The sequence below is a fragment of the Arthrobacter sp. NamB2 genome, assembly GCF_005281365.1.
Classification (GTDB): domain Bacteria; phylum Actinomycetota; class Actinomycetes; order Actinomycetales; family Micrococcaceae; genus Arthrobacter_D.
The window spans coordinates 201,291-220,886 of sequence record NZ_SZWI01000003.1; the positions used below are offsets into that span (position 1 = coordinate 201,291).

Here is a 19,596-nt window from a genome sequence, read left to right on the forward strand (position 1 = left end):
GATGGAGGGTGGTGGGTCGTTATTTGGAGGATCCGCGCATCACGCCGGAGATGACCCAGCGCTGCGCGAAGAGGTAGACGATCAGCAACGGTGCCATCGCCATGAGGTAGGACGCGAATGCCACCGAGTAGTTCGTATTGAATTGCCCCTGGAAGATGAACTGTGCAAGGGGCAGGGTCTGTGCTGCGGGGTCGGAGAGGATAACCAGCGGCAGCATGAAGTCATTCCAGGCCCAGAGGCAGGTGAGGATGCCGACGGTTGCGTTCATGGGGCCGAGCAGCGGGAAGATGATGCACCAGAAGACGGTCCAGGTGGTGGCACCATCCGTCAGGGCCGCCTCCTCGAGCTCGAGCGGGATGGACCCGATGTAGGCGACGTACACGAAGATGTTGAACGAGAGCCCGTACACCGTGTAGAGCAGGATCAGTCCGAGCTGGTTGTCCAGTCCGAAGATCGCCGTCTGCTTCACCACGGGCAGCATGATGATCGGGAACGGCACGAACAGGGCGGCGATGAAGTAGAAGTACAGTCCCTTGAAGAACCTGCGGTGCATGTTCCGCGCGATCGCGTAGGCGACCATCGAGTTCGTGACGAGGGTCAGCAGCACCGTGCCCACGGTGACCAGTCCTGTGTTGAGCAGAGCTCGCGGGAAGCTGGTCAGCGTCCAGGCTTCGGCGAAGTTCTCCCAGCGGGCGGACGTCGGCAGTTCGAAGCCCGTTCCACCGAGCTGGTCGGGCGTCTTCAGCGCTGTCACGACGGTCAGGTAGAGCGGGACCAGCACCGTCAGCGCACACACTGCGACGAGGGCTGTCAGCCACCAGTTCACGCGGCGTCGGTCGGGCCGGAAGGTGCGCTCGACGACGTCGCCGCTCGGAGGTCGGTCCGCGAGGACGCGGCGTACCGCGGAGGGGGATGTGGCAGTCATCAGAACGAGGCCTCCCTGCGCTGCAGGATCCGCAGCTGGATGAATGAAATGGCGATGATCACGAAGAGGTAGATGACGGCGTTGGCGGTCTGGTAGCCGTACTCCCCGCCCTGGAAGCCTCCGCGGTAGATGAGCAGCGAGATCGATTCCGTCGAGGTACCGGGTCCGCCGGCGGTCAGCGAGATGATCTGGTCGAAGACCTGCAGGAAGTTCTTGAGGCTCAGCACCATGTTGATGGTGAAGAACGCGCCGATCATCGGAAACGTTATGGACGTGAACTGCTTCCAGGGCGATGCTCCGTCCAGGGACGCCGCTTCGTAGAGCTCGCCCGGAATGGTTTGGAGTCCGGCGAGGTAGATGATGATGTTGAAGGCAGCCGCCTGCCAGACGGACAGGATGACGACGCCGATCCACGCGGTGTCGGGGCTCGCGAGGATGCTCGTGGTCAGCGACGTGATGCCGAGTGCTTCGGCGATCGCGGGGACCGAGTTGGAGAAGAGGTAGTTGAAGACGTAGCCGACGATCAGGATCGACAGGATGTTCGGAATGAAGAAGATACCCCGAAATCCGGTCTTGAAGCGGATGCGTCCGTTGAGCGCGATGGCGACGGCGAGGGCGATGATGTTCACCGCCACCGTGGAGACGATCGCGAACAGGAAGGTGAATCCGTAGGCACCGTAGATGCGGTCGTCGCCGAAGAGGTTGACGTAGTTCCGCAGTCCCACGAAGGACCACTCGCCGTACCCCGCATAGTTCGTGAGGCTGAAGAACATGCCCGTGAGGAGGGGTACGGTGTGGAACACCGCGAAGAGCGCGAGGGCGGGCAGCACCATCAGGTAGAAGACCCGAGGCACGCGCCGGTCCTGGCGCAACGACGGCGGGGCCGTCGTACCCGGCTCTGCCGGGCGGCTTCCAATGGTGCTCATGTCAGTCCTTCTCGTTCGGGATGGTGCGCGCGGCGATCTTGCTCCACTCGCGGTCCATGGCAGCCAGGAAGTCCTCGGTGTGTCCGCCGAGGACCAGTTGTTGCAGGTACTGCGGCAGGGGAAGGCTCGCGGGCAGTTGGTGGTCGATGAAACCGATGACGCGGTTGTCGTCGAAGTAGGGGGCGAGGCCCGCGAGGGCCGGATCGGTCGTTCCCGTGCTCGTGGCGAGCGGTGAGAACGCGCTCTGCTCCTGCGCATAGCGATCGACGATGTCCTGCGACATCAGGAACTCGACGAATCTCCTCGCCTCCTCCGGGTGCTCGGTGTCGCGCCCGATGGACAGCCCGACGTCGACGCCGGACACCACGACCGTCCGATCCGGCGAGTTCGTGGCTGGGTAGGGGAAGGAGCCGATGTTGACGTCCGGGTTCGAGGCGCGAATCGCAGGGATGGCGTAGCTGCCCTGCATGTACATCGCGGACTCCCCCGCCGCGAACGCCGCGTTCCCCGCGTTGTAGTCGCGGCCGGAGGCGCCGTCCTGGCCGAACCCGTACAGGGTGGTGAGTTTCTCCATCGCCTCCGGGTAGTCCTTGGAGAAGGACACCTCACCCGAGGCGACATCCGACCCCTCGGCGCGGAGGCGGTCGAAGAAATCCTCCGGCTGGAGTGCGCCGCCGAGGTTCACGAAGGCCGGGCTGATCGTCCAGGCATCCTTGATGGTCGCGTAGAACGGGGTGACGCCGGCCTGCTCGAAGGTGCGCGCCACCTCCAGCAGTTCGTCCCAGGTTGCGGGTACCTCGACGCCGTGCTGCTCGAAGAGGTTCTTGTTGTAGAGGATGCCGCTCGCGTTGTTCGAGAACGGCACGGCATTGACCTCGTTCCTGCTGCAGGAGCCGAGGTCGGCGATGATGTCGCTGACGGCCGGCCGGACCTGATCGACGACGGGCAGGTCCGAGAGGTCGGCGAAGACGCACGCCTTGGCGAGGTCCCCGTAGCGCCCATTGCCGTTGAGCGTGAGGACGTCCGGCGTCTTGTCCTTGACCAGCAGGGTCCGGATGGCGGTGTCGGCGTCCGGCACGTGGTTCTGCACCACGCGGACGCCCGGGTTGGCGGCTTCGAACTCGTCGATGATGGCGTCGAAGGTCGCTACCGCTTCAGGTTTGAACTGGAAGAAGTCGAGGGTCACGACCTCGTCCTGTGCGGCACATCCCGGGAGGACCAGCACCAGGGCGGCCACTCCGGCCGCGCATCGAAGGGCCCGCTTCGCAGGTCCGGGGGGAAGCTTCACAACTGGCTCTCCTTTGTGCGTGTGTGATGTGGTGCCGCGTTGGCTTTGAGGGCGAACAGCCGCACGAGTTATTTTTACGGCAGAAATAAGAAACGTGTCAACCGTCACCTTCTCCGGCCTTCCCGCGCTCGGTGAGCAACGGATGCGTGGGAGAGGAGGGTCATTAGCGCTAGTCTGAAAATAAGTAGCCCTCTTTCGAACGGATCATCATGGACGCGGTCACCTCGCTGGCGCCCTCCAGCCCCGCCCGCGCCCTCGCGCGCGAAGTGCTGATCCGCGGCCCCATCTCCCGCGCCGACCTCGCGTCGCGCCTCAATCTGTCCGTGGCCAGCCTCACGCGACTGAGCAAACCGCTCCTGGATGCGGGCGTCCTGCGCGAATCGGACGAAGCCGCGGCGGCGGCGATCGGCAGGCCCGTCCGTCCGCTGGAGATCAGCCCGGACGCGCACCGGTTCGTCGGCATCAAACTCACCGGGGATTCCGCCGCAGCCGTCGCCACGAACCTCAAGGCCGACGTCGTCGGCTCCAGCGAGCGCGCACTGCCGAGCCACGACGTCGCGGACGTAGTCGGCGCCATCGTGGAGGCCGTAACGGACCTCGGTCCCGTGCACCGGTTCAGCGGCATGGGTGTCAGCATCGGCGGCAAGGTCGGGACCGAATCAGAGGTGCTCCGCGCCCCGTTCCTCAACTGGCGGGACGTCCCGCTCGCCGCCCTCCTGCACGAACGGACGGGCCTGCCCGTCGTCGTCGAGAACGACGTCGTGGCGCTCACCATCGCCGAGCAATGGTTCGGCGCGGGGCGCGGGGAGAAGGACTTCGCGGTCCTGACCATCGGCGCCGGCGTCGGCTACGGGCTCGTGATCAACGACGCGGTCATCGCGCCACCCGACGCCGGGCTAGGCCTCGTGGGCCACTATCCCCTCGACCCCTCCGGTCCGCGGTGCGTCGAGGGACACCGCGGCTGCTCCTCAGGCGTCCTGACCATCGGGTCCATCTGCTCGCAGTTCGCGGCAGCCACAGGCGAGCAGCGGTCCTACGCCGAGATCCTGGGGCTCGCGGCCGAAGGGCATCCCGTGGCCGGCGCGGTGGTGCAGGGAGCGGGCACGGCCCTCGGTCTGCTGGTCGCGGCGGTCGCCAACCTCACGATGGTCGAGCTCATCGTGCTGTCCGGCGAGGGCATGGACCTGGCGGACGTGGCTGCCGCGTCCCTGCAGGAGTCCATCGACTATCACCGGGATCCCGAGGCAGCGCCCATCAGGTTGAGCCGCCAGCCGTCCGACTTCGCGCAATGGGCCCGCGGCGCTGCCGCCGTCGCCATCCAGCGCACCATCCTCGGAACACTGCACTAGGAGCAGCATCAGCGGGAGGTCACGGAATTATCAAGGCGCTCCGGCGATTGCACAGAGAATGACTACTCTCGCAATCATCGGAGCAGGACGCGGCCTCGGAGCCGCCGTGGCACGGCGTTTCGGAGCCGAAGGGTTCTCCATCGCCCTCATCTCCCGAAGCCAGGGCAAGGTCGACGCCCTTGCGGAAGACCTCGGCAAGGCCGGTATCCACGCCCGGGGCTTCGCCGCGGACGTCCGCGATCCTGCATCCATCGCCGCGGCGCTCGAAGCGGCCACCGAGACGCTCGGCCCGATCGAGGTGCTGCAGTACAGCCCCCTCCCCCAGAAGGACTTCATGCGGCCCGTCCTCGAGACGACGCCGGAGGACCTCAAGGGTCCCGTCGAGTTCTCGATCTACGGGCCCGTCGCCGCCGTGCACCAGGTCCTGCCCGGCATGCGGTTCCTCGGCGAGAACCGAGGCACCATCCTCTTCGTCAACGGAGGATCCGCCGTCAAGCCCGGCCGCGGCGTCACCGGCACCTCGGTGGCGTTCGCGGGACAGGCCGCCTACGCGCAACTGCTGCACGAGGTGCTCGGCGAGGAGGGCATCCATGTGTCGCAGCTCATCATCGGCGGCCGCATCGTGGAAGGTGATCCGGAGAAGGGCCCGGACGTCCTCGCCGGCATCCTGTGGGACCTCCACACGCGGCGCGACACCTTCCGCCACCAGGTCAGCTCCGACTAGGACGGGACTCGTCGCACCGGTCCGGTCCAACTGGATCGGTCCGATCCGGCTGGACCGGGCCGAACCGGACGACGTCGCACCGCTCGGCGACGATCCCAGGTGGAACGACGCGCCCGGTACCTATTTTCCGACGCCGTCCGCGAGTCCCCGCACGAAGTACTTCTGCGTGAGGAAGAAGAGCAGGATCACCGGGACGGCGGCTATGGTCATCCCCGCGAACACGACCGGGTATTCGGCTCCGTGCTTGCTCATCAGGTTCGTCAGCCCGATGGGGAGCGTCTGGAGGTCCCCTCCGCTGGTGAACACCATGGCGAACAGGTATTCGTTCCACGTGAACAGGATGTTCAGGATGACGCTGGACACGAGGATCGGTTTGCACATGGGCAGGATGATGCTCCAGAACGCCCTCGCCTTGCCGGCACCGTCGACCGCTGCCGCCTCGTCGATCTCGAGCGGCAGATCGACCATGTAGGCGCGGATCAGGAAGGTGGTGAAGGGGATGCGGAATGCGACGTACAGGATCAGCAGCGCCCAGAACGTGTTGTAGAGCCCGAGTGCCTGGAACATCCTGACGAGCGGGATCAGTGCGACGGCGGGAGCGAGCATGAGCCCGCCGAGGATCAGCGCGAGGACCGTCCGGCTGAACGGCAGCTGCATCCGGGTGAGGCCGTACGCGGCCCACGCGCTGATGAAGACCGTGGCGATGGTCGACGTGACGGTGACCAGGATGCTCGTCACGAGGTAGTTGCTGACACCGCGGTTCCAGGCCTTGACATAGTTGTCCCAGGTGAACTGCAGAGGCAGCGCGAAAGGGTTCCCGAAGAGCTCACCGTTGGTCTTGAAGCCGTTCAGGACCATCCACAGCAGCGGGTAGATCACGACGACGGCCAGGGCGAGCAGGAACGACGCGATGAAGGTGCGCAGGACGACCCCCAGGAGTCCGGTACGACTTACCATTCGACCCTCCTCCTCCGTGTGATGGACAGCTGCAGCAGCGCGACACCCAGCGTCAGGATGAAGATCACCGTCGCGATGGCGGCGGCATAGCCGAAATCGTTGCGGCCGAATCCCATCCGGTACAGCCACGAGACCAGCACCTGGCTCGAATTGTTCGGGCCACCGCTGGTCATCACCATGACCTCGTTGAACACTTGGAACGCTCCCGAGAGCGTGACGATGATCATCAGGCCGGTCATCTCGCGCGTGAGCGGGACGGTGACCTGCAGGAACTTCCGGACCGGCCCGATGCCGTCGAGCGCGGCAGCATCGTAGAGATCCTGTGGAATGCGCTGAATGGCGATCGCGAACAGCAGCGTGGAGTAGCCGAAGCCCTGCCACTGGCTCATCGCGATCACGGCCCAGATCGCCGTACCCTCCTGCCCCAGCCAGGCCTGCGTCAGGGAGTCGAGTCCGACACCCCTCAGGAACGCGTTCAGGATGCCCAGTTCCGGCTCGTAGATGAAGTAGAACAGCAGCCCGGCGACCGTCAGGGAGATCGCGGACGGGACGAAGTAGATGGCGCGGAGTGCACGCCGCCAGCGTTCCGACCGCAGGCCCTCGACCAGCGCGGCGAGCAGCAGCGCACCGAAGACCTGGCAGATCAGGGAGACCGCGGCGTAGGCCGAGTTGTTGAGCAGGGCCCGCCAGAACACCGGGTCGTGAACCAGCTTTTCGTAGTTCGCCAGTCCCACGAAGGAGGATCCCCCTGCGTAGATGTCCCACTCCATGACGCTGTATTGCAGGTTCTGCAGCAGCGGCAGGTAGACGAAGGCGCCCAGCACCAGGAGCGCCGGCACCACCCACGCCCAGCCGCGCGAAGTGCGGTGCCGCCGCACGCCCTCCTCCACGGGCTGGTGGAGGAGGGGTGCTGCGGCGGCCGTCCTACTTGGCGCTGTCTGAAGCGGCGCGGACATTGCTCAGGACCTCTTCGGGAGTTTCGGATCCGGACACCAGAGCCTCGCCACCGGCGAGCCACGCGTCGGCGACGTCGGGCACCGTGACGGCGTCGAGCCACCCGAGGAGATAGCTGGCTTCGTTGAGCTTCGCGACTCCCTCGACGACGGCCGGACTGGCCGTCGACTCAGACACTGCTCCCACGATGGTGCTCGGCTGGCTGAAGGGGGCCCCCGCGAGCTTCCCCGCATTCGCCTTGCTGGTGGCGAACTTGAGGAAGTCGACGGCGAGCGCCTGGCGTGGGGACCGCGCGTTGACCATCATGCCTTCGGGAGATCCTTCGAGGGCGGCAGGATCACCCTGCGCACCCTCGGGCGCGGGCAGGGCGAAGATCCCGAAATCCTCGGCAGTGATCTCGGAGGTGTCCGTGACCACCGAATCGAACTCCAGGATCTCCTGGAAGTACATCGCAGCCTTGCCTGCGGACTGGGCCTGCTGAGCCGTCGAGTACAGAACGCCGTTGGAATCGCTCCCTGTCCTGGTGCACTCCTGCACCACTTCCTGGAACTGCTCGAGCGACGTCACGTACCCGGGATGGTCCCAGGTGGCCGTCGCGGGGACGAAGTCGTCCTCCAGAACGTCCTGCGGCACGTTGTAGGCGAAAAGTTGCTGAAGGAAATGCAGGCCCGGCCAGCCGTCCTTGTTGCCGAAGGCCAGGGGCTCCACGCCCTGCGCTTCCAGCTTTGGGCACGCCGCGAGCAGTTCCTCGAAGGTCGTGGGGACGCCGACCCCGGCGGCGTCGAAGATCGCCTTGTTGTAGCCCATGAACTTGCCGTTGTTGTAGAGGGGGACGGCGTAGTACTTGCCCTCCTTCGCGAACGCGTCGAGGGATGCGGCCCCGAAGTCGGCGCCCCATTCCGACTCCGGCGACAGGACGGAGCTGAGGTCCGCGGCGAGACCTCCCTCGATGAACTTGTCGGCGTAGTCACCGGTCCACGAGAAGTAGATGTCGGGCAGTGCGGATGAGGCGACAAGCGTCTTCGTCTTGTCCTTGATGCTCTGGTCGGTCTCCTGGATGATCTCGAAGTCGACATCCGGATGCAGGGACGTGTATTCGGCCGCGAGGTCCTCGAAGTAGGGCGAGAGAGGCTCTCCCCCGAATTTCGTGAGGATCGACAGGGTGCCGTCGTACTCGGGTGCGGCGGTGAGGTCGGCGGCCTCTACCTCTGTTCCCCCGCCGCAGGCCGTGAGGCCCATCAGTGCCGCTGCGGACACCGCGCACATGTTCAGTCGGACGTTCTTCATGGCCGAGCCTCCTTCTTTGACCGGGACCTGCCCGGGAGCCTTCGCTGCGGGTGGTCGGCAGCTGCCCGGTGGGACTGCACTTCCGCGTGGTGCGGATCACAGTAGCGCAAGTTTGATACCGGTACCAGAGGGAGGACGCGGCGATCTCGAAGATGACGTGTTCGACAGACAGCAGCAGGCTCTATCGATTGACGTTCCGGATTTCAGCATGCAACGATGTGCCGGTGATACCGGTATCAATATGTATCGACCGCCGCAATTCCCGAAAGGATCGTCATGCTGAAGTTCGATGAGGACCAGTTCCTCAGACGCGCCCACAGTTTCCTGGCCCTGCAGCCGCAGATCGAAGACATCGTGGGGGGCCTCTCCGACGTCGAGGCGGTCTTCCTCATCGGCTCGGGCGGAACCTACGCAGCGATGTGGCCCTACGAGCACCTCCTGCGCAGGAGCACCACCGTGCCCGTCCGCTCCGCCATCGCCGCCGAACTCGTCCTGTCCGGTGACGCCCTGCTGAACGAGCGTTCCGTGGCCGTCTTCGCGTCCGCGTCCGGCACCACCGAGGACGTCGTCCAGTGCATCGAGTACTGCCGCGCCCGAGGTGTCCGTACCGTCGGGTTCACGGGGATCGCCGACAGTCCGATCGCGCAGGCAGTGGATCACGCGCTCATCACCGAGCCCGATGCCTGGCCCTTCGATCTCGGGCTGCTGCTGTTCACCACCCGCTTCCTCTCAGAGCGCGGCGAGTTCGCCGGCTACGACAAGCTGGTCAACCAGCTGCCCGCCGTGCCTCAGGCCCTCGTAGGCGTGGCGCAGCAGGCAGAACCGGTGGCGGAGGCCTTCGCGGAACGGCACAAACCAACCGACTTCCACTTCGTCGTCGGTAGCGGCAACCTCTGGGGACACGCCTACCTGTACTCCATGTGCATCCTCGAGGAGATGCAGTGGCTGCACACCACCAGGGTGCACGGCGCGGAGTTCTTCCATGGGTCACTCGAACTGATCGAGCCGGACACCAGCGTCCTGCTCTTCGTTGGCGAGGACGAGACCCGTCCCCTCATGGAGCGGGTCGTCAGATTCTCCGAGAAGTACTCGCAGGCCACCACCGTCCTCGATACCGCGGACTATCCGCTGGAGGGGGTCGACGACGAGTTCCGGGGGCTGCTGGGCCCGCTGGTCATGGACACGATCACCAGCCGGATCAGCAAGCACCTCGAGAAGCAGCGCGACCACTCGCTCGACCTGCGCCGGTACTACCGGGTTGTGGAGTACTGATTTGACCCGGTCCTGATCCGGTCCGGTACTGATCAGTCGGTGAACTTCCGCCACCGGCCGGGTGCACGCCACCCGGCCGGTGGTCCTCCCTTCGAGCAGCAAGGCACCCATGCGCGTTCTCGGCTATGGCGACAATATCGTCGACCGCTTCATCGACCGCCGCACGTCCTATCCCGGCGGCAACAGCGTCAACTTCTCCGTCTTCGCGCGTCGGCTGGGAGCCGACGCGGCCTATCTCGGCGTCTTCGGCAACGACCGGTTCGGCGATCTGCTGAAGGACTCCCTCATCGCCGAATCGGTCGACATCTCGCGCTCCATCACCCGCAACGGACCGAGTGGCTGGACAAACATCCGGCTGCAGAACGGCGAGCGCCAGTTCCTGGACTGGAACGGCGGAGGCGTCACCCTCGCGGAGCCCCTCCGACCCTCGGCCGCCGATCTGGACTACATGACCGGCTTCGACGTAGTGCACTCCAGCGTCTACTCGGGCATTGAGGAGCACCTTCCTGCCCTGCGTGCCGCGGTTCCGCGCGTCAGCTTCGACTTCTCGTCCGACGACGACCGGCGCTCGGACTCGTACCTTGCCTCCGTGTGCCCCTTCGTGGACCTCGCGCAGTTCTCCTGCGCCGACCTCACCTTCCGGGACTCGAGACGTCTGCTCCTGGCAGCTGTGCGCCACGGTGCCGGTGCCGCACTCGCGACGCGCGGCACCGAGGGCGCTCTTCTCCTGGCTGGCAGCACCTTTCACGAGGGAGCCTCCGAGTACGTTACGCCGTCGTCGGTCGTGGACACGATGGGGTGCGGAGATGCCTACCTCACCGCGTTCCTCCTCGGTCTGCTGCAAAGGGGCTGGTCGCAGAACCGACAGCTGGACGCCGGCGACATAGCGGCCGCGATGAGCGCGGCCGCCCTCTATTCCGCCCGGCAATGCACCGTCGAGGGCGCCTTCGGCCGTGGCTGGCCGTTCTCCGAGGCGGACCCTGACGAGGCCCGGGCCGCCCTCGCCGGACCCAGCGTCCCGCTGCCTCGTTACCATTAGCCCATGGCGTCCGAGCATCCTTCCAGCAGCGCTCCCACCATCTCAGACGTCGCGGCGGAAGCCGGGGTCGGGCGCGCGACGGCGGCGCGCACGCTGGGCGGCTACGGATCGGTCAGCGCCGTCGCCCGCGAGCGGGTCTTGGCAGCGGCGGAGCGGCTAGGCTACCGGTCCAACATCCTAGCCCGAAGCATGACCACGGGAGTCACGAACTCCCTCGGCATCGTCGTCGCGGACATCGGCAACACCTTCTTCTCCGGCCTCATCCGCGGAGCCTCCGACGCTGCGAGCGCGCGGAACCTGGACGTCATCGTCATCAGCACCTACGAGGATCTGGCAGCCGAGCGCCACGCCGTGGGTGTCCTGCTCGACAAGCAGGTGGACGGCATCGTGGTGTCCTCGGCGGCGGTCGGCGCGCCCGAGGCGGAGCACCTCACCGAGGCGACCCGGCGCGGCACACCCGTGGTGCTGATCGACCGGCTCGTTCCGGGGCTGCACCTCGACGCCGTCGTCGTCGACAACCGCGCGGAAACGCGACGCGTGACGCGGACGCTCATCGAGGCGGGCCACCGGCGCATCGGGTTCATGTGGGGTCCCACCACCGATGCGGCGGTCGACACCCTGGACGATCTCCTGACCGTCAACACCCGCAGTCTCTGGAGCGACGCCGAGCGGCTGCGGGGGTATTTGGATGCTCTTCAGGATGCCGGGATCCCCTACTCACCGGCCCTCATCACCACCGGCGCGAAGACCGAGGAGTCCGCAGCGACGGCGGCAGTGGCAATGCTCGAAGCCTCCGATCCTCCCACCGCCATCTTCGCGACCGAGGCGGAAGCGCTCATCGGCGCGCTCCGCGCGGTGCAGGACCTCGGACTCTCCTACCCCCGCGACGTCTCCCTCGTGGGCTTCGACGACACGAGCTGGGCGACAGTCATGCAGCCGCCCCTCACGATGATCGCCCAGCCCGTGGATGCCATGGGCAGGCTCGCCGTGGAGCAGGTCGTGTCGCGCATCGGCGCCGCGGAGTACGAGCCGCGGCTCCACATGCTTCCGGCCGAGCTCATGGCCCGGTCCTCCATTGCACCGCCATCCCGTGCGCAGCACGCGCAGACGGCACCGGCGGGGAGTGCCTGAGCCCTCCCCGCCGGTGCCGTTCCGCTACTTCCCCGGTCAGGCGAAGCGACCGGGCCGGAAGGTCTCGAGCATGGGGTGCCTGCGGCCGGTGACGATCTCGTTGGCCAGCAGTTCGCCCGCGATGAGCCCGAGTGTCGCCCCGGAGTGCGTGAAGGCGACGAAGCAGCCCGGGACGCCCTCGAGCTCCCCGAACACCGGCTCGCCGTCGCCCGGAATAGGCTTCCGTCCGATCTTCCAGGATGCCGCGGTGAGCTGCGGCCGGCCCTCGAGCAGCTTGGCGGCCTCGTCGGCGAGTTGCTCCACGACGTCCTCCGGGATCGAATACGTCCCGTCCGCGTCCTGCGTGATGCTCTCCTCGTACCAGTCGTGGTCGAGCGCGAAGGTATTGCCCGGGTTCGGGCGCACAGCCGCCCGCGGCGTGTTCAGGACCGTCTTCGCGGGGTGGTCGACGGGAGCGGTGGTCACGAGCATCGACACCGGTGAGGCGTCGGGGATCTCGACGCCCAGTTCGGCGACGACGGCGGGGGTCTGCGGTCCGCAGGCCACCACGACGTCTTTCGCCGGGAAGAAACCGGCGCTGTCGGTGTCGATGCCGGCGGCGCGTCCCTCCTCGACCCGGACGCGCGCGGTACCGGCGTTCGTCACGAGCTCGCCTCCGCGGGAGGTGAACTCCTGCATCAGGAACTCGATCAGGTGCGGCAGGCTGACCCAGCCCTCGCCGGGGTTGAAGATCGAGGCCTCGCCGACCGCGTCCGTGCTGATACCGGGCGTGTGGTCGTCCACGCTCCCGGGAGACACCAGCACGGAGTCGTAGGCGTGGGCCTTCTCGTACTCGTGCCGTGCAACCGTGTCCTGCTCGGAACCTGCTTCCGCCCAGTGGAGGCCGCCGTCGAAGCGCAGCCAGTCGCGGGACGGGTCCGATGCGAACAGCGTCCGGTACCGGTCGATGCCGCACACCCGCAACTGGTGGTACGGCGTGGTCCGCTCCCCCGCGCTGTTGAGCCAGGACAGCGACCTGCCCGAGGCTCCGCTCGCGAGCTCGGCCTCCGTGACCAGGACGACCGACGCGCCCTCACGCAGGAGGTGCACCGCCGTCGAGACCCCGAGGATGCCACCGCCGAGAACTGCGACGCGTCGTGTTGGTTCAGCCGTGCTCATGGGTTGGTTCCTTCGTGTTGGATGACGTGTTGAATGACGTGTTGGATGAGGTTGATGGAGCCGGAGCGTGCTCGCTCCGGTGATGCAGTTCCTCGATGATCCGCAGGACGTCGATGCTGTCCTGCGGGTCGACGGGCAGGGGTCCCTCGCCGCGCAGGGCGCGCGCCAGGAGCTCGTAGAACGCGGGGTAGGCCCCCCGCTCGGGCCGGACGCGGCGTCGGGTGCTCCCGTTCGAGACGGTGCCCCAGGCTTCCTCCGTCTCGACGCCGTACTCCTCGGCGGTCGGATCCGCACCTGCTGCCAGCGCGGGCTCCTGTCCGTCGAGCCCCCACTTCACGTAGGCGCCGAGCGAGCCGGAGACGGAGAAGCGGGCACCCGGCAGGGCGGCGAAACCACTCATCCACAACCGTGACCGCACACCCGACGCGTGGAGCAGCGAGACGAAGCTGTCCTGGTCCGCAGCAGCTCCCTCCGTCCTGCGGTCCAGTTCGCCGTAGGCTTCCTGCACCGGGCCGAACAGCTGGATGGCCTGGTCGATGAGGTGGGCTCCGAGATCGTGGAGGATGCCGCCGCCCTCCGCGACGGTCGTCGTGTCACGCCAGTTGCCGAAGCCTTCGGGCAACCACCACTCGAAGCGGCTCTCGAAGGAGTGGACCTCGCCGAGCTCCCCCGAGGCCAGGAGCTTCCCGAGGGTCAGGAAGTCCGCGTCCCACCGGCGGTTCTGGAAGACGGTGAGCAGCACGCCGGCCTCCGCCGCCTCCCGCAGCAGGAGTGCACCCTCCGAGCTGGTGGGTACGAACGGCTTGTCCGCGACGACATGGAGTCCCCGCGCAAAGGCCTGCCGCGCCTGCTCGGCGTGGGTTCCCGGCGGAGTGCCGAGCACGACGACGTCCAGCTCGACCTCCCCGGAATCGATCAGCGCGAAGAGCTCGGCGGAGGTCCCGACAATGCGGGCGGCCGGATAGCTGGCCCGGGCGTCCTGCGCGCGCTGCGGATCAGCGGTCACGATCACGTCGAGGCTGAAGTCCCCGTTCGCGGCGACGAGCGGAGCGTGGAAGACCTTGCCGGAGATCCCGAACCCGAGGATCGCGGTGCGGAAGGGCCGGGGCATCAGAGCACCTCCGAGAGGAAACGCTGCAGGCGGGCGCTGCGGGGATTGTCGAACAGGTCCTCCGGGCGACCCGCCTCGACGATCTCGCCCTCGTCCATGAAGACCACCTGGTCGGCGACCCTGCGGGCGAACCCCATCTCGTGCGTCACGACCGCCATCGTCATGCCCCGCTCGCACAGTCCCGCCATGAGGGTGAGGACCCCCTTGACCAGTTCCGGGTCGAGGGCGGACGTCGCCTCGTCGAAGAGCATGACCTCGGGTTCCATCGCCAGAGCACGCGCGATGGCCACCCGCTGCTGCTGTCCGCCGGACAGGTCGCGCGGCCGGTGGTCGGCGCGCTCCCCCAGGCCGACTTCCGTGAGTTGTCGTCGGGCACGCTCCGTCGCCTCGCTCTTCGACATCCCCTTGACCTTCCACAGCGCCAGGGCGACGTTCTCCAGCGCGGTGTGGTCCGGAAAGAGGTTGAAGTGCTGGAACACCATCCCGATCCTGCGGCGCAGGACGTCCGGCCGGACGCGCAGGGCATCCTCGCCGTCGAGCAGGACGCCGCCGGAGCTGGGCTCGTGCAGCCGGTTGATGCCCCGCAGCAGGGTCGACTTGCCGGACCCCGACGGACCGATGATGCAGGTGGTGGTGCCGGGAGCGATCTCGAGGCTGACGTCGCGGATGACGGGGATGTCGCCGTACGCCATGCACAGGTTCTTCAGCTGCAGGCTGGAGCCGCGGAAGGTGAGCTGGTCGGCGGAGGTGCTGGTGGTGCTGCTCATGTGTTGCTCCCTGTGGTGAGCGGGCTGACCGCGTCGAGTTCTGTGACTTCCTTCAGTCCGCTCGTCGGCGCGGTAGGCCGGCGGCGACCGCTGCGGAAGCGCTGGTCGAAGTAGTTCACGAGGTGTGTGAGCGGAACGGTGACGACGAGGTAGAAGATGCCGGCCAGCACGAGCGGGGAGAGATTACCCGTGTTCACCGCCGCATCCTGGCCGACGCGGAAGAGCTCACGCTCCGAGACGAGCAGTCCCAGGAAGTAGACCAGGGACGAGTCCTTGACGATCGCGATGAACTGGTTGACGAGTGCGGGCAGCACGCGCCGCACGCCCTGCGGGATGACGACAAGCACCATGGCCCGTCCGTAATTCATGCCGAGGGCGCGGCAGGCCTCCAGTTGCCCCTTGTCCACGCTCTGGATCCCGGCGCGGAAGATCTCGCCGATATAGGCGCTGGCGATGAGGCTCAGCGCGATGATCCCCAGCGGGTACGGTGACGGCCCGAAGATGCTCTGGCTGAACTTCGCGAAACCCTGCCCGATCAGGAGGATGGTCAGGATCGCAGGGAGCCCCCGGAAGAGATCCGTGTAGATGCGCGCCGGGATCCGCAGCCAGCGGGAGGTGGAGATGCCCATCACGGCGACCACCATCCCGAGGACGAGGCCGATGACTGTGGAGGCGGCGGAGATGACGAGCGTGTTCACGAGGCCCACCGTCAGGAGCTGTGGTGCGACGGTGAGCATCGAGTCGACGTCGAAGAAGGTCTTGACGAGGTTGTCGAGGAAGTCCATGAGGGGCTCTCAGTTTGTCGGGTGCAACACCGGGGAGGTGTGCGTGCCTTGCCGTGCGGCTACTTGCTGGTGGGAGCCGGGGTCGCCGTCTGCTCGGCGCTCGGCAGGTACTGCTGCGGCATCGGGGAACCCGGGAACCACTTCTCGTAGAGTTCCTTCCACGTGCCGTCCTCCATGGCGTCGCCGAGCGCCTCGTTGAGCGCGGCCTTGAACTCCTCCTTGTCCTTGCCGATGGCGAATCCTGCCGGTGCATCGAAGGACGGGATGTCCGCTGCGGACACCAGGCCGTACTGCTCCATGTAGTCCTGCGCGGCTTCGTAGTCGAGGAAGTGTGCGTCGACGGAGCCGCTGTTGACCGCGGCGATCGCGGTGTTGTTGTCGGGGAACCGCACGAGGTCCGACTCCGTGAAGTTCTTCACCGCGTAGGCCTCCTGGAGCGTTCCCTGGACAACCCCCAGTCGGTGGCCCGCAACGCTCTTCTCGTCGGTGATGCCGGAATCCTCGCGGGTGATGAGGGTCAGGTAGCCGGCGAGGTATCCATCGGAGAAGTCCACCGTCTGCTGGCGTTCCTCGGTGATCCCGATCGCGGCTACTCCCACGTCGAACTGCTCGTTGGCGACGGCGGAGAGCAGGCCGGAGAAGTCCTGGCCGGTGAAGACGACGTCCTCGACGCCGATGCGGTGCGCGACGTCGGTGAACAGTTCGACGTCGAAGCCCGTGAAGTTCCCCGACTCGTCGGTGAAGGTGTACGGCTTCGAGTCCCCGAGGCTCGCAACGCGGATCGTGCCGGGCTCGATCAGGCTGTAGGGGTTGTCCTCTTCGCTCGAGGCCGCGCTACCGCCGCAGCCACTCAGGGCGAGAGTTGCTGCGAGGGCGGCCGCAGCCAGGGCGAAGGGGCGGGAGATGGTGCGCATCATGTCCGGGTACTCCAAAGGTGTCGGGTGAGTGGTGGGGCCCATGCTCGCTGCTGCAATGCCTTCGCCTTGCTTGTTGAGTCCGGTCTCACCTGCTTAGAATGAGACCGGACTCACACGGGTTGGTGAAGAACGTACCCCGCACTCCGGAGTTGGTCAACTGTTTCGAGAGGGCTTCATGGAATCTTCTTCAACGTCCCGGTACACGACGGTGGCGGACGTCGCACAACTCGCCCAGGTGTCGAAGGCACAGGCCGCGCGGGCTCTCGGCGGCTACGGCGCCGTCAGCGACGAGGTGCGCTCACGCGTCCTCGCCGCTGCGGAGACGCTGCAGTACCACCCCAACGAACTGGCCAGAAGCATGAACACCGGTCGCTCGAAGACGATCGGCGTCGTGGTCGGGGACATCGAGAACCCCTACTTCAGTCTTGCGATGCGCGGCATCTACGACACCTGCAAGGCGGGCGGCTTCGACGTCATCCTGATCAATACCGGAGAGGACCTGTCCACCGAGATCGACGCCGTGAACGTCCTGCTGGACAAGCGCGTGGACGGAATGATCGTCGCGCCCGTCACGCGGTCCCCCAGCACCCACCTCAAGCGTGTGGTCGACTCGGGGCGGCCGGTCGTCCTGCTGGACCGGAAGGTGCCGAGCCTGCCGGTGGACACCGTCGTCGCCGAGATGCAGCAGGTGTCCTACCAGGCCGCGCGCCATCTCCTCGACGAGGGGCACACGCGGGTCGGCTACATCTCCTCGCTCGACGTCGGTGGCGCCGACTTCACGGTGGATCTGGACCTCGGCAGCAATCCCGTCGCCGAGAGGATCGCGGGTATGCGCCGCGCGTTCGACGAGGGAGGCGTGGCCCTGCCGGTCGACCTGATCCGCCTGGGTGCAGGCAAGCAGCACAGCATTGCCGACCTCGTGGACGCGCTGCTCGCAGGCCCGGATCCGGCTACCGCCATCGTCGCCTCCGACAGCGTGATCGCGCTCGAGGCCCTCGCGGAACTCCAGCGTGCCGGGATACGGATTCCCGACGATGTCTCCTTCCTCATGTTCGACGAGTTGCCCTGGGCTGGCCTGATGACGCCGCCGATCACGGTGGTCGCCCAGCCCGTCTACGACCAGGGCGTGGCTGCAGCGGAGATACTGCTCCGGCGCATCGGCGGGGACCGCAGCGAACCGGAGCACCTGGCCCTGCCGTCCCGGCTGATAGTGCGGGGATCCGTCGCCGCGATTGGTTCCCCCGTCGATCCCGTGACTACCGGCGCCTCCGCCTGACACGATGGCCCGGTTCCCGGACTGCGCGCCGGAGGATCGATACTGGCTGTACCACCCCTACTCCCCGGAGGACCTCCACATGAAGATCGCACTGCTCGGCGTCGGACGCATGGGCCATGAACTCGGCGTACACCTGCTGACGGCCGGCCACGAGGTCACCGCCTGGAACCGCACGGCGAGCGCCGTCGAACGCCTCCGAGATGCGGGTGCGCTCCAGGCGGAGTCGCCCGAGGAGGCCGTCCGTGACGCCGACGTCGTTATGACCGTGCTCTTCGGCCCGGACACGGTGCGCGAGGTGGTGCTCTCGGGACTGGAACTTCCCGCCGAAGCCGTCTGGTTCGACGTCACGACGGTCTCCCCCGAGGACGCGCGCGAGTTCGCCGACTACGCCGTCGCCGCAGGCGTCCGCTACGTCCACGGTCCGGTCATCGGCAGCCTCGCCCCTGCCCGTGCGGGCCAGCTCGGCGTCCTGCTCGGTGGTGCGTCCAAGGACGTCGACGTCGTCGAACCGCTGGCCGCCCTGTGGGGCGACGCCGAGCGCCTGCGCCGCGTCGCCACGCCGTCGGACGCTGCCACCGGCAAGCTGCTCGCGAACCTCGCGCTCGGCGTCACGCTGCAGGGACTCGTCGAGGCCCTGCGCCTGGGGACCGCGAACGGGCTCGACGCCGCGGGCGTGCTCGACCTGCTCAAGGAAACCGGCCTCGGGGTCATCGCCGGCATGAAAGGCGCCGTCATCACGGAGGGGACGTTCGGCGACACCCAGTTCTCCGCGGACCTGCTCGCGAAGGATGCACGGCTCATGCTGCGCTCCACTCCCCTCCCGCTGCCGGCGGTCACCGCGGTACTGCAGTCGCTCACCGACGCGCAGCGCGCGGGCGCGGGCGACCACGACATCGCGGTGATCACGAAGCCCGAACTGGGCTAGAAGCGGAGTCGGCTGCGCCGGGACACCAGCAGGCCCCGGACACCTCGGCCGGGGCGACGCTCAGATTGCTTGCGACGCTCTTCGACAGCCGGTGATGGCGGGTTCGCCGGGTGCTGCGCTGGAATCCCTGCAGCCCCGAACCGAACCCCGAGCCCCCCCCTGTGCCGCGGGCCCATCCGCACCTACCGGTGGACGGCTTGGCCGTGCTATACCGCACCATACCTTGACGGATACCCCCCGGGGGTATAAGTTGGGTTCTACCTCATACCCCGGGACGTACGCCGTACAGGTCATCTGCACCGCGATGGAACCAGGGCCTCACCCAGGGTCGCCCGTTCTCCGCTGCGGCTACCTTGAGAATTCGCTGCTCACCAACTGCAGGAGACCACCATGACCGACACTGTCAGGACCCCCATCAACCTCACCGACGTCAGCGGGAACCAAAACTCCGACGCGACCCCTTCCGCGGAAGGTTCCTGTGGGTGCTGCGCACCCCAGCAGGCCACTGCAGCGCAGCCGGCGACCGAAGGCACCGTGTCTGCCGACTATTCGGTCACCGGCCTGACCTGTGGTTCCTGCGCAGGCCGGGTCAGCAGCGCCATCGGCGCCCTGGACGGCGTGGAGAATGTCCAGATCGCTCTCGTTCCTGGCGGCGTATCAACCGTCAGCGTCACCAGCAACCAGCGCCTTGACGCGTCGTCCATTCGGGACGCCGTCGAGAAGGCCGGCTACCAGCTCACGACCGCCTGAGCCGACAGGCAGAGGCACGGGCCCCTCTCCTCGAGCGGGGCCGGAGGAAAAGTCA

Annotated in this window: 19 protein-coding genes; 8 read left to right on the top strand and 11 right to left on the bottom strand. The window is 67.0% G+C overall.

Features of this window, described 5'->3' with window-relative positions; all coding sequences use genetic code 11:
* Positions 1-19: 19 nt before the first annotated feature.
* Genes FDK12_RS07445 through FDK12_RS07455 form a run of 3 tightly spaced genes read right to left on the bottom strand, consistent with a single transcriptional unit; the run spans position 20 to position 3,139 of the window.
* Positions 20-925 (bottom strand): carbohydrate ABC transporter permease, encoded by a 906-nt coding sequence (locus FDK12_RS07445; protein WP_137368982.1) that lies wholly within the window; start codon positions 923-925, stop codon positions 20-22.
* Positions 925-1,851 carry a carbohydrate ABC transporter permease gene (locus FDK12_RS07450; RefSeq protein WP_137368983.1) on the bottom strand — a complete coding sequence of 309 codons (927 nt, stop codon included), beginning with the start codon at positions 1,849-1,851 and terminating at the stop codon, positions 925-927. The genes FDK12_RS07445 and FDK12_RS07450 overlap by 1 nt, the downstream gene beginning before the upstream one ends.
* Before the next feature lies 1 nt (position 1,852).
* Positions 1,853-3,139: an ABC transporter substrate-binding protein gene (locus FDK12_RS07455; RefSeq protein ID WP_189636294.1), complete on the bottom strand. Its 1,287-nt coding sequence runs from the start codon at positions 3,137-3,139 to the stop codon at positions 1,853-1,855.
* Positions 3,140-3,348: 209 nt separating this feature from the next.
* On the opposite strand from FDK12_RS07455, the gene FDK12_RS07460 reads away from it, so the two are divergent.
* Together FDK12_RS07460 and FDK12_RS07465 are read left to right on the top strand one after the other, a co-directional pair.
* Complete coding sequence (locus FDK12_RS07460; RefSeq protein ID WP_137368985.1) at positions 3,349-4,488, top strand: ROK family transcriptional regulator; 1,140 nt, start codon at positions 3,349-3,351, stop codon at positions 4,486-4,488.
* 58 nt (positions 4,489-4,546) lie between these two features.
* Positions 4,547-5,212 (top strand): SDR family NAD(P)-dependent oxidoreductase, encoded by a 666-nt coding sequence (locus FDK12_RS07465; RefSeq protein WP_137368986.1) that lies wholly within the window; start codon positions 4,547-4,549, stop codon positions 5,210-5,212.
* Positions 5,213-5,332: 120 nt separating this feature from the next.
* Here the strand turns inward: FDK12_RS07465 and FDK12_RS07470 are convergent, their stop codons facing one another.
* From FDK12_RS07470 to FDK12_RS07480, 3 genes are read right to left on the bottom strand one after another with little or no spacing between them, the layout of a single operon-like run.
* The gene (locus FDK12_RS07470) at positions 5,333-6,169 is read right to left on the bottom strand and encodes a carbohydrate ABC transporter permease (RefSeq protein ID WP_137368987.1); all 837 of its coding nucleotides are present in this window, start codon (positions 6,167-6,169) and stop codon (positions 5,333-5,335) included.
* Positions 6,163-7,125 carry a carbohydrate ABC transporter permease gene (locus FDK12_RS07475; protein ID WP_137368988.1) on the bottom strand — a complete coding sequence of 321 codons (963 nt, stop codon included), beginning with the start codon at positions 7,123-7,125 and terminating at the stop codon, positions 6,163-6,165. The genes FDK12_RS07470 and FDK12_RS07475 overlap by 7 nt, the downstream gene beginning before the upstream one ends.
* A complete protein-coding gene (locus FDK12_RS07480) occupies positions 7,094-8,410 on the bottom strand; it encodes an ABC transporter substrate-binding protein (protein ID WP_137368989.1) in 1,317 nt (438 codons plus the stop codon). Before FDK12_RS07480 ends, FDK12_RS07475 begins: the two co-directional genes overlap by 32 nt.
* A 276-nt stretch (positions 8,411-8,686) precedes the next feature.
* Between FDK12_RS07480 and FDK12_RS07485 the strand changes: the two genes are divergently transcribed.
* From FDK12_RS07485 to FDK12_RS07495, 3 genes are all read left to right on the top strand, one after another.
* On the top strand, positions 8,687-9,682 hold the full coding sequence (locus FDK12_RS07485) for an SIS domain-containing protein (RefSeq protein ID WP_137368990.1): 996 nt from the start codon (positions 8,687-8,689) through the stop codon (positions 9,680-9,682).
* A gap of 109 nt (positions 9,683-9,791) precedes the next feature.
* On the top strand, positions 9,792-10,721 hold the full coding sequence (locus tag FDK12_RS07490) for a PfkB family carbohydrate kinase (RefSeq protein WP_137368991.1): 930 nt from the start codon (positions 9,792-9,794) through the stop codon (positions 10,719-10,721).
* A gap of 3 nt (positions 10,722-10,724) precedes the next feature.
* A complete protein-coding gene (locus FDK12_RS07495; RefSeq protein WP_137368992.1) occupies positions 10,725-11,852 on the top strand; it encodes a LacI family DNA-binding transcriptional regulator in 1,128 nt (375 codons plus the stop codon).
* A gap of 36 nt (positions 11,853-11,888) precedes the next feature.
* Here the strand turns inward: FDK12_RS07495 and FDK12_RS07500 are convergent, their stop codons facing one another.
* Genes FDK12_RS07500 through FDK12_RS07520 form a run of 5 tightly spaced genes read right to left on the bottom strand, consistent with a single transcriptional unit; the run spans position 11,889 to position 16,590 of the window.
* Positions 11,889-13,010, bottom strand: a complete 1,122-nt coding sequence (locus FDK12_RS07500) for an NAD(P)/FAD-dependent oxidoreductase (RefSeq protein WP_137368993.1) — start codon at positions 13,008-13,010, stop codon at positions 11,889-11,891.
* The gene (locus FDK12_RS07505) at positions 12,997-14,121 is read right to left on the bottom strand and encodes a Gfo/Idh/MocA family oxidoreductase (protein ID WP_137368994.1); all 1,125 of its coding nucleotides are present in this window, start codon (positions 14,119-14,121) and stop codon (positions 12,997-12,999) included. Before FDK12_RS07505 ends, FDK12_RS07500 begins: the two co-directional genes overlap by 14 nt.
* Positions 14,121-14,888: an amino acid ABC transporter ATP-binding protein gene (locus tag FDK12_RS07510; protein ID WP_137368995.1), complete on the bottom strand. Its 768-nt coding sequence runs from the start codon at positions 14,886-14,888 to the stop codon at positions 14,121-14,123. The genes FDK12_RS07505 and FDK12_RS07510 overlap by 1 nt, the downstream gene beginning before the upstream one ends.
* Complete coding sequence (locus FDK12_RS07515) at positions 14,885-15,673, bottom strand: amino acid ABC transporter permease (RefSeq protein WP_137368996.1); 789 nt, start codon at positions 15,671-15,673, stop codon at positions 14,885-14,887. Before FDK12_RS07515 ends, FDK12_RS07510 begins: the two co-directional genes overlap by 4 nt.
* A 59-nt stretch (positions 15,674-15,732) precedes the next feature.
* Positions 15,733-16,590 carry an ABC transporter substrate-binding protein gene (locus tag FDK12_RS07520; RefSeq protein ID WP_137369209.1) on the bottom strand — a complete coding sequence of 286 codons (858 nt, stop codon included), beginning with the start codon at positions 16,588-16,590 and terminating at the stop codon, positions 15,733-15,735.
* Positions 16,591-16,765: 175 nt separating this feature from the next.
* Between FDK12_RS07520 and FDK12_RS07525 the strand changes: the two genes are divergently transcribed.
* From FDK12_RS07525 to FDK12_RS07535, 3 genes are all read left to right on the top strand, one after another.
* Complete coding sequence (locus FDK12_RS07525) at positions 16,766-17,866, top strand: LacI family DNA-binding transcriptional regulator (protein WP_137368997.1); 1,101 nt, start codon at positions 16,766-16,768, stop codon at positions 17,864-17,866.
* Between the two features lie 79 nt (positions 17,867-17,945).
* Complete coding sequence (locus tag FDK12_RS07530) at positions 17,946-18,791, top strand: NAD(P)-dependent oxidoreductase (protein WP_137368998.1); 846 nt, start codon at positions 17,946-17,948, stop codon at positions 18,789-18,791.
* Between the two features lie 390 nt (positions 18,792-19,181).
* Positions 19,182-19,541, top strand: coding sequence for a heavy-metal-associated domain-containing protein (locus FDK12_RS07535; protein WP_137368999.1), 360 nt, complete (start codon positions 19,182-19,184; stop codon positions 19,539-19,541).
* Positions 19,542-19,596: the final 55 nt, after the last annotated feature.

Excerpts from the sequence above, each read along its gene's own strand:
- FDK12_RS07480 (WP_137368989.1), bottom strand. The coding sequence starts at position 8,410 with ATGAAGAACGTCCGACTGAACATGTGCGCGGTGTCCGCAGCGGCACTG.
- FDK12_RS07445 (WP_137368982.1), bottom strand. The coding sequence starts at position 925 with ATGACTGCCACATCCCCCTCCGCGGTACGCCGCGTCCTCGCGGACCGA.
- FDK12_RS07510 (WP_137368995.1), bottom strand. The coding sequence starts at position 14,888 with ATGAGCAGCACCACCAGCACCTCCGCCGACCAGCTCACCTTCCGCGGC.
- FDK12_RS07520 (WP_137369209.1), bottom strand. The coding sequence starts at position 16,590 with ATGATGCGCACCATCTCCCGCCCCTTCGCCCTGGCTGCGGCCGCCCTC.
- FDK12_RS07535 (WP_137368999.1), top strand. The coding sequence starts at position 19,182 with ATGACCGACACTGTCAGGACCCCCATCAACCTCACCGACGTCAGCGGG.
- FDK12_RS07465 (WP_137368986.1), top strand. The coding sequence starts at position 4,547 with ATGACTACTCTCGCAATCATCGGAGCAGGACGCGGCCTCGGAGCCGCC.
- FDK12_RS07515 (WP_137368996.1), bottom strand. The coding sequence starts at position 15,673 with ATGGACTTCCTCGACAACCTCGTCAAGACCTTCTTCGACGTCGACTCG.
- FDK12_RS07490 (WP_137368991.1), top strand. The coding sequence starts at position 9,792 with ATGCGCGTTCTCGGCTATGGCGACAATATCGTCGACCGCTTCATCGAC.
- FDK12_RS07485 (WP_137368990.1), top strand. The coding sequence starts at position 8,687 with ATGCTGAAGTTCGATGAGGACCAGTTCCTCAGACGCGCCCACAGTTTC.
- FDK12_RS07500 (WP_137368993.1), bottom strand. The coding sequence starts at position 13,010 with ATGAGCACGGCTGAACCAACACGACGCGTCGCAGTTCTCGGCGGTGGC.
- FDK12_RS07450 (WP_137368983.1), bottom strand. The coding sequence starts at position 1,851 with ATGAGCACCATTGGAAGCCGCCCGGCAGAGCCGGGTACGACGGCCCCG.
- FDK12_RS07495 (WP_137368992.1), top strand. The coding sequence starts at position 10,725 with ATGGCGTCCGAGCATCCTTCCAGCAGCGCTCCCACCATCTCAGACGTC.
- FDK12_RS07530 (WP_137368998.1), top strand. The coding sequence starts at position 17,946 with ATGAAGATCGCACTGCTCGGCGTCGGACGCATGGGCCATGAACTCGGC.
- FDK12_RS07525 (WP_137368997.1), top strand. The coding sequence starts at position 16,766 with ATGGAATCTTCTTCAACGTCCCGGTACACGACGGTGGCGGACGTCGCA.
- FDK12_RS07505 (WP_137368994.1), bottom strand. The coding sequence starts at position 14,121 with ATGCCCCGGCCCTTCCGCACCGCGATCCTCGGGTTCGGGATCTCCGGC.
- FDK12_RS07475 (WP_137368988.1), bottom strand. The coding sequence starts at position 7,125 with ATGTCCGCGCCGCTTCAGACAGCGCCAAGTAGGACGGCCGCCGCAGCA.
- FDK12_RS07470 (WP_137368987.1), bottom strand. The coding sequence starts at position 6,169 with ATGGTAAGTCGTACCGGACTCCTGGGGGTCGTCCTGCGCACCTTCATC.
- FDK12_RS07460 (WP_137368985.1), top strand. The coding sequence starts at position 3,349 with ATGGACGCGGTCACCTCGCTGGCGCCCTCCAGCCCCGCCCGCGCCCTC.